This is a genomic window from unidentified bacterial endosymbiont (genome assembly GCF_918797525.1).
Classification (GTDB): domain Bacteria; phylum Pseudomonadota; class Gammaproteobacteria; order Enterobacterales; family Enterobacteriaceae; genus Enterobacter.
The window spans coordinates 642,125-656,395 of record NZ_OU963893.1; the positions used below are offsets into that span (position 1 = coordinate 642,125).

Below are 14,271 nucleotides of genomic sequence, written 5' to 3' on the forward strand. Positions count from 1 at the left end.
AGGGGAGCGATGTCCCAGACAGCGAAAGTGCTGCTGCTGTATGCCCATCCGGAATCTCAGGACTCGGTGGCGAACCGGGTGCTGCTTAAGCCGGCTACACAGCTCAATAATGTCACGGTGCACGACCTCTACGCGCACTATCCTGATTTCTTTATCGATATTCCTTATGAGCAGGAACTGCTGCGCCAGCATGAGGTGATTGTCTTCCAGCATCCGCTCTATACCTATAGCTGTCCGGCGCTGATGAAAGAGTGGCTGGATCGCGTGCTGAGCCGGGGCTTTTCCAGTGGGGTGGGAGGCAACCATCTGGCGGGAAAGTACTGGCGTAGCGTGATCACCACCGGGGAGCCGGAAAGCGCTTACCGGCACGACGGGCTGAACCGTTATCCAATGAGCGATATTCTGCGGCCCTTTGAGCTGACGGCGGCGATGTGCCGTATGCAGTGGATGAGCCCGATTATTGTCTACTGGGCGCGTCGTCAGCGGCCTGAAGCGCTGGCAAGCCATGCCAGAGACTATGGTGAATGGCTGGCGTCACCCGTCCAGACGGGGGGGCGCTAATGGAAGGATCGAATTTACTGCTGGCAGGCGTGCTGTTTTTGTTTGCTGCGGTCGTGGCCGTGCCGCTGGCCGCCCGCGTTGGTATCGGTGCCGTGCTGGGTTACCTGCTGGCAGGGATCGCCATTGGCCCCTGGGGGCTGGGGTTCATCAGCGATGTGGATGAAATTCTCCACTTCTCTGAGCTGGGCGTGGTGTTCCTGATGTTCATCATCGGGCTTGAGCTGAATCCCTCCAAACTGTGGCAACTTCGGCGCTCGATATTTGGCGTGGGCGCCGCGCAGGTGCTGTTCAGTGCCGCTATCCTGGCCGGGCTATTAATGCTGACCCATTTTTCGTGGCAGGCGGCGGTGATCGGCGGTATTGGCCTGGCAATGTCCTCGACGGCGATGGCGCTACAGTTGATGCGCGACAAAGGGATGAACCGCAACGAGGCAGGCCAACTGGGCTTTTCGGTGCTGCTGTTTCAGGATTTAGCGGTGATCCCGGCGCTGGCGCTGGTACCGCTGCTGGCCGGTTCTGGCGACGACCATTTCGACTGGTTGAAAATCGCCATGAAGGTGCTGGCGTTCGCAGGCATGCTGATTGGCGGACGTTTTTTACTGCGCCCGGTGTTCCGCTTTATTGCCGCATCCGGCGTGCGCGAGGTGTTCACCGCCGCGACGCTGCTGCTGGTGTTAGGCTCGGCGTTGTTTATGGATGCGCTGGGGCTGTCGATGGCGTTGGGCACGTTTATCGCCGGGATCCTGCTGGCCGAGAGCGAGTATCGCCATGAGCTGGAGATTGCCATCGATCCGTTCAAAGGGTTGCTGTTAGGGCTGTTCTTTATCTCGGTGGGGATGGCGCTTAATTTAGGTGTGCTCTATACCCATCTGCTGTGGGTTGTGGTGAGCGTCGCCGTGCTGGTGGCGGTAAAAATGCTGGTTCTCTATGCGCTGGCGCGAATTTACGGGCTGCGCAGTTCGGAACGAATGCAGTTCGCCAGCGTGCTGAGCCAGGGGGGCGAGTTTGCCTTTGTATTGTTTTCTACTGCATCGTCCCAGAAGCTCTTCAAAGACGACCAGATGGCGCTGCTGCTGGTGACGGTAACACTGTCGATGATGACCACGCCGTTGCTGATAAAACGGGTGGACAAGCTGCTGTCGCGTCGGTTAAACCCGACAGGCGATGAAGATGAAAAACCGTGGGTAGATGATGATAATCCTCAGGTGATTATCGTCGGCTTTGGCCGTTTCGGACAGGTCATCGGGCGTTTGCTGATGGCGAACAAGATGCGCATCACGGTGCTGGAACGGGACATTAGCGCGGTTAACCTGATGCGTAAATATGGCTATAAGGTTTACTACGGCGACGCCACGCAGCTTGAACTGCTGCGCTCAGCCGGCGCGCAGGCCGCTGAATCCATCGTTATCACCTGCAACGATCCGGAAGATACAATGAAGCTGGTGGAATTGTGTCAGCAGCATTTCCCGCATTTGCATATTCTGGCGCGCGCGCGCGGACGTGTTGAAGCTCACGAACTTTTGCAGGCGGGTGTGAAACACTTCTCGCGTGAGACATTTTCCAGTGCGCTGGAGCTTGGGCGTAAAGCGCTGGTTTCACTGGGTATGCATCCTCATCAGGCCCAGCGTGCCCAGATGCACTTCCGACGGCTGGATATGCGGATGCTGCGTGAACTGATGCCGGTACATTCTGATACAGCGCAGATCTCCCGCGTACGGGAAGCGCGTCGCGAGCTGGAGGAGATTTTCCAGCGCGAGATGCAACAGGAACGACGCCAGATGGACGGCTGGGATGAATTTGAATAAAGGGTAACGAAAAATGGCTGTACGTAAACGCTTTATCGCGGGTGCAAAGTGCCCGAGCTGCCAGGCGCAAGACACGTTGGCGATGTGGCGTGAGAATAATATTGATGTTGTTGAATGTGTTAAGTGCGGCCACCAGATGCGTGAGGCCGATAAAGAAGCCCGCGATCACGTTCGCAAAGAAGAGCAAGTGATCGGCATTTTTCATCCGGACTAGCGATATGCGCTGAGTTTTTTTAAGCTTAAGGGTACACGGGTGCGGATTTCCGCTACAATCTGCGCCAGCAATTTTCCCACGCTCAGGAGATATCATGAAAGTAGCAAAAGACCTGGTGGTCAGCCTGGCCTATCAGGTACGTACAGAAGACGGTGTGTTGGTTGATGAGTCTCCGGTGAGTGCGCCGCTGGACTACCTGCATGGTCACGGCTCCCTGATTTCCGGCCTGGAAACTGCGCTGGAAGGTCATGACGTTGGCGACAAATTTGACGTTGCCGTAGGCGCAAACGACGCTTACGGTCAGTATGATGACAACCTGGTGCAGCGCGTTCCTAAAGACGTGTTCATGGGCGTTGACGAGCTGCAGGTTGGCATGCGCTTCCTGGCGGAAACTGACCAGGGTCCAGTACCGGTTGAAATCACTGAAGTTGAAGACGACCACGTAGTGGTTGACGGCAACCACATGCTGGCTGGCCAGAATCTGAAATTCAATGTAGAAGTTATTGCGATCCGCGAAGCAACTGAAGAAGAGCTGGCCCACGGTCACGTTCACGGTGCAAACGGGCACGACCATGACCACGATCACGACCATGATGGCTGCTGCGGTGGCCACGATCACGACCACGGTAAAGGTGGTTGCGGCAACGGCGGCTGTGGCTGCCACTAATTCCGCAACGCGGAAAATAAAAAAGCGGGAGACCCCGCTTTTTTTACGCCTCAATAATGAGGTGGTGGCGTCTCTTCGGACTGGGAGGCAATGTGCGATGACTGTGTGGCTTTCACTTTTTCCGTGAGCAGACGCAGTAAATCGCGTAGCTTTGCCATTTCAAGCTCATGCGCGGTCACGGTCTGGTTAAGCTCTTCGATGGTGATGTCCTGAAAAGCCAGACGGCTTTCCAGCTCGGCCAGTCTCTCTTCTATCATTTTGTCCTTCATCATTCACCTCGTCTATTTGACATTCGCCATAATGGGCCAGCGGCGCCGAAGTTTAACTGAGTTTATCCTCAAGTGCAGTATTCATCCCTGTGCGGGGAAACTTATTTAAACAAAAATAGTCTGAAAAGAGTCGAGAATAGGGAGAGTCTGTCTGTAGATTTCTTCCACAACGTTTTATAGTACGTAACTCATTTACGTTTAACTCTGGGGTGAGAGTCCCCAGGCCCTGGAGATATGGATGAAATCACTGTTTAAAGTAACGCTGCTGGCGACGACGATGGCTGTCGCACTCAATGCACCGCTGTCTTTCGCCGCTGACGCTGCTGCGAAGCCTGCTGCGGCTGCAGACAGCAAAGCGGCGTTCAAAAATGACGACCAAAAATCTGCCTATGCGCTTGGCGCATCATTAGGTCGTTACATGGAAAACTCTCTGAAAGAACAAGAGAAACTGGGCATTAAACTGGATAAAGCTCAGCTGATCGCGGGTGTTCAGGATGCGTTTGCAGATAAGAGCAAACTGTCTGACCAGGAGATCGAGCAGACTTTGCAGGCGTTTGAAGCGCGCGTGAAGAGCGCTGCTCAGACCAAAATGGAAGCTGATGCCAAAGACAACGAAGCGAAAGGCAAAGCCTACCGCGATACCTTTGCTAAAGAGAAGGGCGTAAAAACCTCCTCCACTGGCCTGGTGTACAAAGTTGAGAAACAAGGTACCGGCGCCGCGCCAAAAGACAGCGACACTGTCGTGGTTAACTACAAAGGTACGCTTATCGATGGTAAAGAGTTCGATAACTCTTACACCCGCGGTGAGCCTCTCTCCTTCCGTCTGGACGGCGTGATCCCAGGCTGGACTGAAGGCCTGAAGAACATCAAAAAAGGCGGTAAAATCAAGCTGGTCATTCCACCAGACCTGGCTTACGGCAAAACCGGCGTTCCGGGTATCCCTGCTAACTCTACGCTGGTCTTTGACGTAGAACTGCTGGATATCAAACCGGCACCGAAAGCGGATGCGAAAGCAGACGCACCGGCTGACCCTAAAGCCGCTGCTGCTAAGAAGTAATGTTCTAAACGCCGCCGCCATTAAGGCGGCGGTTTTTTTTTATTGTGGGGCAGATATAATTAACACTGGAAGCGCCATACACGCTGTATTAATTTAGTTGTCCGTGTAGATAATGAGCCTGCCCTGAAAACGTAACGACAGGCTCCTGAAAAGGAGTGTTTTTTTCATGTCCAGGTCGCTTTTAACCAACGAAACCAGTGAGCTTGATTTACTGGATCAACGTCCTTTTGACCAGACCGACTTCGATATTCTGAAATCCTACGAAGCGGTGGTGGACGGGTTAGCGATGCTCATTGGGTCCCACTGCGAAATCGTATTGCACTCCCTGCAGGATCTGAAGTGTTCGGCCATCCGTATTGCGAATGGAGAACATACAGGCCGTAAAATTGGTTCGCCAATTACCGACCTTGCATTGCGTATGCTGCATGACATGACCGGCGCAGACAGCAGCGTCTCTAAATGCTATTTCACACGCGCCAAAAGCGGCGTGCTGATGAAATCCGAAACTATCGCGATTCGAAATCGCGAGCACCGTGTGATCGGGTTGCTGTGCATCAACATGAATCTTGATGTGCCTTTCTCGCAAATCATGAGCACCTTTATCCCACCCGAAACCCCGGACGTTGGCTCTTCCGTAAACTTTGCCTCCTCTGTTGAAGATCTTGTGACCCAGACGCTTGAGTACACGATCGAAGAAGTGAATGCCGACCGCAACGTTTCCAATAACGCTAAAAACCGCCAGATTGTGCTCAACCTCTACGAGAAAGGGATTTTTGATATCAAAGATGCCATCAACCAGGTGGCTGACCGGTTGAATATCTCTAAGCACACGGTTTACCTCTACATTCGCCAGTTCAAAAGCGGTGATTTTATGGGGCAAGACAAGTAATGCGTTTTGCGTTGATGGTAACAGGCCCGGCTTACGGCACACAGCAGGCCAGCAGTGCGCTGCAGTTTGCGCATGCGTTGCTCGACGCCGGACATGAACTGATGAGCGTTTTCTTCTATCGGGAAGGGGTGTATAACGCGAACCAGTTTACCTCGCCTGCGAGTGATGAGTTTGACATTGTCCGCGCCTGGCAGGCATTAAACGAGAAACAGGGCGTAGAGTTACACATTTGTGTGGCTGCGGCGCTGCGGCGCGGCGTGACGGATTCGACTGAAGCCGCGCGTCTCGGCCTGCCGGGGGCAAACCTGCAATCCGGTTTTTCGTTAAGTGGCCTGGGCGCACTGGCACAGGCTGCGCTGACCTGCGACAGAGTGGTACAATTTTGATGAAACGTGTGGCGTTTGTTTTTTCCTCCGCCCCGCACGGTAGCACATCGGGCAGAGAAGGGCTGGATGCATTGCTCGCGATGTCCGCATTCACCGACGATATCGGCGTTTTCTTTTTAGGGGATGGAGTATTTCAGCTCCTGACCGGGCAGCAACCGCAAGCCGTCCTCGCACGTGACTATATTGCTACTTTCAAAGTGTTACCGCTTTATGACATTGAAACCTTCTATGTGTGCGCCGACTCTCTGGCCGCGCGCGGGTTACATGATAAGACGCCTTTCGTGCTGGATGCGACAATCCTCGCCTCAGGCGCGCTGCGCGAGCAACTCTCTCACTATGATACTGTTCTGACTTTCTGAGGCTGTCATGCTCCATATTCTGAGCCGTTCACCGTGGCAATGTGATATCGATGCGTTAGTGAGTATGCTACGCGAAGGTGATGATTTGCTGCTGATTGAGGATGGCGTGCTGGCTGCGCTTGAAGGCAGTCGCTTCGTTGAAATTCTCAATAATGCCCCCATTACTGTCCTGGCGCTGAAAGACGATCTGGATGCGCGGGGATTGATTGGTCAAATTTCAGCCAAAATTGACGCGGTTGGCTATACTGATTTCGTCAATCTTACTGTGAGACAGGCCAGTCAAATGAACTGGTGATTTGAGATCGCTGTATATTTCTTGACACCTTTTCGACGTGGCCCTAAAATTTCGCGTCCTCATATTGTATGAGGTCGATTTATTACGTGTTTACGAAGCAAAAGCTAAAACCAGGAGCTATTTAATGGCAACAGTTAACCAGCTGGTACGCAAACCACGCGCACGCAAAGTTGCAAAGAGCAACGTGCCTGCGCTGGAAGCCTGCCCGCAGAAACGTGGCGTATGTACGCGTGTATATACCACCACTCCTAAGAAACCAAACTCCGCACTGCGTAAAGTATGCCGTGTGCGTTTGACTAACGGTTTTGAAGTGACTTCCTATATCGGTGGTGAAGGTCACAACCTGCAGGAGCACTCCGTGATCCTGATCCGTGGCGGTCGTGTTAAAGACCTTCCGGGTGTTCGTTACCACACCGTTCGTGGTGCGCTTGACTGCTCTGGTGTTAAAGACCGTAAGCAGGCTCGCTCCAAGTACGGCGTGAAGCGTCCTAAGGCTTAATGGTTCTCCGTTAAGTAAGGCCAAACTGATTTATCTTAATGTCACACTAAACTCTTTGAGTTTTGGACAATCCTGAATTAACAACGGAGTATTCCCATGCCACGTCGTCGCGTCATTGGTCAGCGTAAAATCCTTCCAGATCCGAAATTCGGATCAGAACTGCTGGCAAAATTTGTCAATATCCTGATGGTAGATGGTAAAAAATCTACTGCAGAAGCAATCGTATACAGCGCGCTTGAGACCCTGGCTCAGCGTTCTGGTAAAAATGAACTGGAAGCTTTCGAAGTCGCTCTCGACAACGTTCGCCCAACTGTAGAAGTTAAGTCCCGCCGCGTTGGTGGTTCTACTTATCAGGTTCCAGTTGAAGTTCGTCCGGTTCGTCGTAATGCCCTGGCAATGCGTTGGATCGTTGAAGCTGCTCGTAAACGCGGTGATAAATCCATGGCTCTGCGTCTGGCGAACGAACTTTCTGATGCTGCAGACAACAAAGGTACTGCAGTTAAGAAACGTGAAGACGTTCACCGTATGGCAGAAGCCAACAAGGCGTTCGCACACTACCGTTGGTAATCCCTTCGGAGTCATAGTCACCAGACGGGCGCTTCAGCGAAGCTGCCCGTTCTGGGTTACTTAACTGAACGCCTAAGATATAAACGAGGAATCAAATGGCTCGTACAACACCCATCGCACGCTATCGTAACATCGGTATCAGTGCGCACATCGACGCCGGTAAAACCACCACTACCGAACGTATTCTGTTCTACACCGGTGTAAACCATAAAATCGGTGAAGTTCATGACGGCGCAGCCACCATGGACTGGATGGAGCAGGAGCAGGAGCGTGGTATTACTATCACCTCCGCAGCAACTACTGCATTCTGGTCAGGCATGGCTAAGCAGTATGAACCGCATCGCGTTAACATCATCGACACCCCGGGGCACGTTGACTTCACCATCGAAGTTGAACGTTCCATGCGTGTTCTTGACGGCGCGGTAATGGTTTATTGCGCAGTTGGTGGTGTTCAGCCACAGTCTGAAACCGTATGGCGTCAGGCGAACAAATATAAAGTTCCACGCATCGCGTTCGTTAACAAAATGGACCGTATGGGTGCTAACTTCCTGAAAGTTGTTGGCCAGATCAAAACCCGTCTCGGCGCGAACCCTGTTCCGCTGCAGCTGGCAATTGGTGCTGAAGAAGGTTTCACCGGTGTTGTTGACCTGGTGAAAATGAAAGCCATCAACTGGAATGAAGAAGACGCAGGCGTTACCTTCACCTACGAAGATATCCCAGCAGACATGCAGGACCTGGCCGACGAATGGCACCAGAACCTGATTGAGTCCGCAGCGGAAGCTTCAGAAGAGCTGATGGAAAAATACCTGGGTGGTGAAGAACTGACTGAAGACGAGATCAAGAAAGCTCTGCGTCAGCGTGTTCTGAACAACGAAATCATCCTGGTAACCTGTGGTTCTGCATTCAAGAACAAAGGTGTACAGGCGATGCTGGATGCGGTAATTGATTACCTGCCATCCCCGGTTGACGTTCCTGCGATCAACGGCATCCTGGACGACGGTAAAGATACGCCGGCTGAGCGTCACGCAAGCGACGAAGAGCCGTTCTCTGCTCTGGCGTTCAAAATTGCTACCGACCCATTCGTGGGTAACCTGACCTTCTTCCGCGTTTACTCTGGTGTGGTTAACTCCGGTGACACCATCCTGAACTCCGTGAAAGCGGCGCGTGAACGTTTTGGCCGTATCGTACAGATGCACGCTAACAAACGTGAAGAGATCAAAGAAGTTCGTGCGGGCGACATCGCTGCAGCTATCGGTCTGAAAGACGTGACTACCGGTGACACCCTGTGTGACCAGGATCACCCGATCATTCTGGAGCGTATGGAATTCCCAGAGCCGGTAATCTCTATCGCCGTTGAACCAAAAACCAAAGCTGACCAGGAAAAAATGGGTCTTGCTCTGGGCCGTCTGGCTAAAGAAGACCCATCATTCCGCGTATGGACTGATGAAGAATCTAACCAGACCATCATCGCTGGTATGGGTGAACTGCACCTGGACATCATCGTTGACCGTATGAAGCGTGAATTCAACGTTGAAGCTAACGTGGGCAAACCTCAGGTTGCTTACCGCGAAGCGATTCGTACCAAAGTTACCGATGTTGAAGGTAAACACGCTAAGCAGTCTGGTGGTCGTGGTCAGTATGGTCACGTTGTGATCGACATGTACCCACTGGAGCCGGGCTCTAACCCTAAAGGTTACGAGTTCATCAACGACATCAAAGGTGGTGTAATTCCTGGTGAATACATCCCTGCCGTTGACAAAGGTATCCAGGAGCAGCTGAAAGCGGGTCCTCTGGCTGGTTATCCGGTTGTTGACATGGGTGTTCGTCTGCACTTCGGTTCTTACCACGACGTTGACTCCTCTGAACTGGCGTTTAAACTGGCTGCGTCTCTTGCCTTTAAAGAAGGCTTTAAGAAAGCAAAACCAGTTCTGCTTGAGCCAATCATGAAGGTTGAAGTAGAAACTCCTGAAGAGAACACCGGTGACGTTATCGGAGACTTGAGCCGTCGTCGCGGTATGCTGCGTGGTCAGGAATCCGAAGTAACTGGCGTTAAGATCCACGCTGAAGTTCCGCTGTCTGAAATGTTCGGATATGCAACTCAGCTGCGTTCTCTGACCAAAGGCCGTGCATCATACACCATGGAATTCCTGAAGTATGATGATGCGCCTAACAACGTTGCTCAGGCCGTTATCGAAGCCCGTGGTAAATAAGCCACAGGATTAAAACCTAAGTCCCGTGCTCTCTCCAAAGGGGAGAGCACTATAGTAAGGAATATAGCCGTGTCTAAAGAAAAATTTGAACGTACAAAACCGCACGTCAACGTTGGTACTATCGGCCACGTTGACCATGGTAAAACTACCCTGACCGCTGCAATCACTACCGTTCTGGCAAAAACCTACGGTGGTTCTGCTCGTGCATTCGATCAGATCGATAACGCACCAGAAGAAAAAGCGCGTGGTATCACCATCAACACGTCTCACGTTGAATATGACACCCCGACTCGCCACTACGCACACGTAGACTGCCCAGGCCACGCCGACTATGTTAAAAACATGATCACCGGTGCTGCGCAGATGGACGGCGCGATCCTGGTTGTTGCTGCGACTGACGGCCCTATGCCTCAGACGCGTGAGCACATCCTGCTGGGTCGTCAGGTAGGCGTTCCTTACATCATCGTGTTCCTGAACAAGTGCGACATGGTTGATGACGAAGAGCTGCTGGAACTGGTAGAGATGGAAGTGCGTGAACTGCTGTCTCAGTACGATTTCCCAGGCGATGATACCCCAATCATCCGTGGTTCTGCGCTGAAAGCGCTGGAAGGCGAAGCAGAGTGGGAAGCGAAAATCGTTGAGCTGGCTGGCTTCCTGGATTCTTACATCCCAGAACCAGAGCGTGCGATTGACAAGCCATTCCTGCTGCCAATCGAAGACGTATTCTCCATCTCCGGTCGTGGTACCGTTGTGACCGGTCGTGTTGAGCGCGGTATCGTTAAAGTTGGCGAAGAAGTTGAAATCGTTGGTATCAAAGAGACTGTTAAGTCTACCTGTACTGGCGTTGAAATGTTCCGCAAACTGCTGGACGAAGGCCGTGCTGGTGAGAACGTAGGTGTTCTGCTGCGTGGTATCAAACGTGAAGAAATCGAACGTGGTCAGGTTCTGGCTAAGCCAGGCTCAATCAAGCCGCACACTAAGTTCGAATCTGAAGTTTATATCCTGTCTAAAGACGAAGGCGGCCGTCATACTCCGTTCTTCAAAGGCTACCGTCCACAGTTCTACTTCCGTACAACTGACGTGACCGGAACCATCGAACTGCCAGAAGGCGTTGAGATGGTAATGCCAGGCGACAACATCAAGATGGTTGTGACGCTGATCCACCCAATCGCGATGGACGACGGTCTGCGTTTCGCAATCCGTGAAGGCGGCCGTACCGTTGGCGCGGGCGTTGTTGCTAAAGTTCTCGGCTAATTAAACGTTTTAATTAATGTGTAGCCTCATAAACCCCGAATATATTTCGGGGTTTTTTATTTCAATAAATAATGAATATATTCCGAAAATAATACATCTCCAACTGGTATGATGAGTTTGTTTATTTCTTAAAGCCTCGTTTTGCAATGCAATTTATTTGAATCTATGTCCTTTAGTAATTACCTTGTTCGGTATTACATGTATGTGTAATAACCTAACGGATATCAACTACAGGAATGTTGAAAATGAAATTGAATCTTGCAACAAAAGCTTTATTTTGCATGGGGCTGACTTGTGCTGCATTACCCGCATTTGCTCTGGAAGCATGGAGTGGTCAGGAAGGCGGCAGTTCCTATGAAGTTATTTTTGATAGCGGTGTTTATACTAATGCCTGGTGGGTCGGTGCAACAGACTGCCCGGGCAATGCGGGTGCTGACGAGGCTAATAACCCATGGCGTTATGAACGTGCTGCTACCGCCGCTGAAATGACCAAATATGGTAATCCAACGACCTGTGAAACAAGCGGTGGTGAAGTAACCTATCCTGATTACAACAATAGTGCCGCCTATAAGAAAGGCGATATTGTCACCTATAATAAAGCAACCTATAAATCCTCTGTAGACCAAAGCGCATATGGCTTTACTCCGGGCCAGGAAAATCCATGGGAAGCGTATGCGCCTGTTGCACAGTGGTCATCTGGTACCACCTATAATAAAGGCGATAAAGTTCAGAAAAACGGGCAGGAATATGAAGCGCTGTTTTATACCGTAGGGGACGACCCTTCTATCGCTGGAAACCAAAACCCGACCGGTACTAACGGCCGTCCATGGAAGCCACTGGGTGATGTTGTTTCTTACACTCAGGACCAGTTGAACAAAGCGCCAGAATATAGTTCCTCGACTCTGTACGAAAACGGTACTCTCATTCGCTATAACGGTGCTAACTACGTCTCGCAGTCTAAAGTGCAGAAAGTTTCTCCTTCTGATACCAACCCATGGCGTATCTTCATCGACTGGACTGGCACAAAAGAAAAAGTCGGTACGCCAAAATCTGCGTGGCCTGCGCACGTTTATGCGCCATATGTAGACTTTACCTTGAACTCACAGCCGGATCTGGCAAGCCTTGCACAGAACCAGGGCGTTACTCACTTCACCATGGCCTTTATGGTGAGCAAGGATGCAGACACCTGTCTCCCAACCTGGGGCACGGCTTATGATGTTAACAACTACGCGCAGTACAGCAAGATCAAAGCACTGCGTGAAGCGGGCGGCGACGTAATGGTATCCATCGGCGGCGCGAACAACTCTCCGCTGGCAGCATCCTGTAAGAATGTGAACGATCTGAAGCAGCACTATTATGACATCGTGGATAATCTTAACCTGAACGTACTGGACTTCGATATCGAAGGCACCTGGGTTGCGGATCACGAATCCATTAATCGTCGTAACGAAGCGGTGAAAGCTGTTCAGGACACCTGGAAATCAGAAGGCCGTAGCGTCGGTATCTGGTATACGCTGCCAATTCTGCCAACGGGCTTAACTGCTGAAGGCTTGTATGTGCTCGAAGACGCAAAAGCTAAAGGTGTTGAACTGGCGGGTGTTAACGTAATGGCAATGGACTACGGCAACAGTATCTGTCAGTCAGACGGTACGGAAGGCCAGAACATCCATGGCAAATGTGCAACTTCCGCAATCGAAAACCTGTTCAGCCAGCTGAAGCAGATCTTCACCGATAAGAGCGATGCTGAAATCAATGCGATGATGGGTACTACCCCAATGATCGGCTACAACGATGTTCAGGGTGAAGTGTTCTATATGTCGGATGCGAAACTGGTGATGCAGGATGCAACAGACCGCGGTCTGGGCATGATCGGTGTCTGGTCAATGATGCGCGATCAGCCGGGCGTTGCTAAGCAGGTTTCTCCTGAGCACAGTGGTTTGACTGCTCAGCAGGCACCGCAGTATGCGTTTAGTGAAGTGTTTGCGCCATTTACCCGTGATGATGATAGTACTCCAGTAACTCCAGCAGAAGCCAATCTGAAGGACTTCGGTGTATACGTCGAAGACGGTACTGTCTGGACAAAGTTGACCCTGACACGTAGTGCGCATGAAGCACGTAACATGAACTACACCATCCAGGTTAACGGTAAGTATTACTCTAAGAGCCAGTCCAATAGTTGCTACGACTATGGCAAAAAGACTTCCAATGTAGAACAAGATACCGTCACCTGCTCTTGGGGGATCCCGCTGAATGTTGGCGACGAGCTATATCTTTATAACTATTCAAACGGCGTCACTACTCCGCTGAATACGATTAAGGTTACTCAGGATCTTTTGGCTGGCAAGACCAGCATGCGTCCAGAGGTATCTGCTGAGCTGAAAGCGTTCAAAGTGGTTAATGTTTCAGGAGTTGATAAACTGGAAATGACGTTGACTAGCGATGCGCACAAGGCTTCGAATAAAAACTACAGTATTCGCGTTAATGGCAATTACGTAGGTAAGAGCCAGAATAATCATATCGTCAATGGTAGTAAAACGGTTGATAGCACTAATAATACTGTTACTGGACAATGGTCTCCAACCCTGAAAGCGGGTGATGTGGTTGATCTCTATCGTTTTAGTAATTCGGTGCAAACGCCTATTACGAAAGTGACGTTAACGGCCGATATGCTTGCAAATGGAGCTTCTTTGGTTAAATAACGCTTTTGAGTGTACTGGATAAGTAAAAGGTGAAGTTCGTTTGAACTTCACCTTTTTTTATTTCCCTAAAAACAGCGTTAACTCTTATTTTCATTTCATAGCTACAGGGACAACTGCAATAAAGAGAAGCACGCTGTGTTTGTATTGGTAGGGTGATATAACTGATTGAAATTAAAGTCAAATCCACCATGGTTATGGCGTATGAGATTTTCTTTTTCAATTAGCTTGAATTGAGAACAATAATCATTTATCTTAACGATGCTAATGGTTCGGGAGTGCATATGTACATTTGTTTATGTAACGGTATCAGCGATAAAAAGATACGTCAGGCAGTCCGTCAGTTTCATCCACAATCTTTTCAGCAGCTTCGCAAGTTTATTCCCGTTGGAAATCAATGTGGTAAATGTATTCGTGCCGCGCGGGAGGTTATGCAGGATGAGTTAATGCAAATGCCGGAATTTAAAGAGATCGCCTGAGTTACACTGTTTTTTTTGACATCCTTGTCGCCCGTTCTACGCTTCAATGAATGGAAGCGGAGGG

The 14,271-nt window shown here is 50.8% G+C and carries 16 protein-coding genes; 15 read left to right on the top strand and 1 reads right to left on the bottom strand.

The genetic code is table 11. The features are described from left to right. Positions 1-9: 9 nt before the first annotated feature. From kefG to slyD, 4 genes are all read left to right on the top strand, one after another. A complete protein-coding gene (gene kefG / locus NL510_RS02935) occupies positions 10-561 on the top strand; it encodes a glutathione-regulated potassium-efflux system ancillary protein KefG (RefSeq protein ID WP_253381481.1) in 552 nt (183 codons plus the stop codon). Continuing rightward, entirely contained in the window at positions 561-2,366 is a 1,806-nt protein-coding gene (gene kefB / locus NL510_RS02940) for a glutathione-regulated potassium-efflux system protein KefB (protein WP_253381483.1), read from the top strand. Before kefG ends, kefB begins: the two co-directional genes overlap by 1 nt. A gap of 13 nt (positions 2,367-2,379) precedes the next feature. After that, complete coding sequence (locus tag NL510_RS02945) at positions 2,380-2,580, top strand: YheV family putative zinc ribbon protein (RefSeq protein ID WP_013099038.1); 201 nt, start codon at positions 2,380-2,382, stop codon at positions 2,578-2,580. Between the two features lie 94 nt (positions 2,581-2,674). Further along, positions 2,675-3,247: a peptidylprolyl isomerase gene (gene slyD, locus NL510_RS02950; protein ID WP_253381485.1), complete on the top strand. Its 573-nt coding sequence runs from the start codon at positions 2,675-2,677 to the stop codon at positions 3,245-3,247. A 50-nt stretch (positions 3,248-3,297) separates the two neighbouring features. Here the strand turns inward: slyD and NL510_RS02955 are convergent, their stop codons facing one another. Next, positions 3,298-3,516 carry a protein SlyX gene (locus NL510_RS02955; RefSeq protein ID WP_253384728.1) on the bottom strand — a complete coding sequence of 73 codons (219 nt, stop codon included), beginning with the start codon at positions 3,514-3,516 and terminating at the stop codon, positions 3,298-3,300. A gap of 238 nt (positions 3,517-3,754) precedes the next feature. On the opposite strand from NL510_RS02955, the gene fkpA reads away from it, so the two are divergent. From fkpA to bfd, 11 genes are all read left to right on the top strand, one after another. Further along, on the top strand, positions 3,755-4,573 hold the full coding sequence (gene fkpA / locus NL510_RS02960) for an FKBP-type peptidyl-prolyl cis-trans isomerase (RefSeq protein ID WP_253381487.1): 819 nt from the start codon (positions 3,755-3,757) through the stop codon (positions 4,571-4,573). A 166-nt stretch (positions 4,574-4,739) separates the two neighbouring features. Beyond that, positions 4,740-5,462 (top strand): helix-turn-helix transcriptional regulator, encoded by a 723-nt coding sequence (locus NL510_RS02965; RefSeq protein WP_253381489.1) that lies wholly within the window; start codon positions 4,740-4,742, stop codon positions 5,460-5,462. After that, on the top strand, positions 5,462-5,848 hold the full coding sequence (tusD, locus tag NL510_RS02970; RefSeq protein ID WP_253381491.1) for a sulfurtransferase complex subunit TusD: 387 nt from the start codon (positions 5,462-5,464) through the stop codon (positions 5,846-5,848). Before NL510_RS02965 ends, tusD begins: the two co-directional genes overlap by 1 nt. Then, the gene (gene tusC / locus NL510_RS02975; RefSeq protein WP_253381494.1) at positions 5,848-6,207 is read left to right on the top strand and encodes a sulfurtransferase complex subunit TusC; all 360 of its coding nucleotides are present in this window, start codon (positions 5,848-5,850) and stop codon (positions 6,205-6,207) included. Before tusD ends, tusC begins: the two co-directional genes overlap by 1 nt. A 7-nt stretch (positions 6,208-6,214) precedes the next feature. Continuing rightward, positions 6,215-6,502 carry a sulfurtransferase complex subunit TusB gene (gene tusB / locus NL510_RS02980; RefSeq protein ID WP_253381496.1) on the top strand — a complete coding sequence of 96 codons (288 nt, stop codon included), beginning with the start codon at positions 6,215-6,217 and terminating at the stop codon, positions 6,500-6,502. A 124-nt stretch (positions 6,503-6,626) separates the two neighbouring features. Then, positions 6,627-7,001 carry a 30S ribosomal protein S12 gene (gene rpsL / locus NL510_RS02985; protein WP_000246815.1) on the top strand — a complete coding sequence of 125 codons (375 nt, stop codon included), beginning with the start codon at positions 6,627-6,629 and terminating at the stop codon, positions 6,999-7,001. 96 nt (positions 7,002-7,097) lie between these two features. Next, positions 7,098-7,568, top strand: a complete 471-nt coding sequence (rpsG, locus tag NL510_RS02990) for a 30S ribosomal protein S7 (RefSeq protein ID WP_004106370.1) — start codon at positions 7,098-7,100, stop codon at positions 7,566-7,568. A gap of 95 nt (positions 7,569-7,663) precedes the next feature. Further along, on the top strand, positions 7,664-9,778 hold the full coding sequence (gene fusA, locus NL510_RS02995) for an elongation factor G (protein ID WP_253381498.1): 2,115 nt from the start codon (positions 7,664-7,666) through the stop codon (positions 9,776-9,778). Positions 9,779-9,847: 69 nt separating this feature from the next. Then, complete coding sequence (gene tuf, locus NL510_RS03000; RefSeq protein WP_243544814.1) at positions 9,848-11,032, top strand: elongation factor Tu; 1,185 nt, start codon at positions 9,848-9,850, stop codon at positions 11,030-11,032. Positions 11,033-11,277: 245 nt separating this feature from the next. Beyond that, a complete protein-coding gene (locus NL510_RS03005; RefSeq protein WP_366518909.1) occupies positions 11,278-13,731 on the top strand; it encodes a glycosyl hydrolase family 18 protein in 2,454 nt (817 codons plus the stop codon). Positions 13,732-14,012: 281 nt separating this feature from the next. Next, positions 14,013-14,207 (top strand): bacterioferritin-associated ferredoxin, encoded by a 195-nt coding sequence (gene bfd / locus NL510_RS03010; protein ID WP_253381500.1) that lies wholly within the window; start codon positions 14,013-14,015, stop codon positions 14,205-14,207. Positions 14,208-14,271 lie beyond the last annotated feature (64 nt).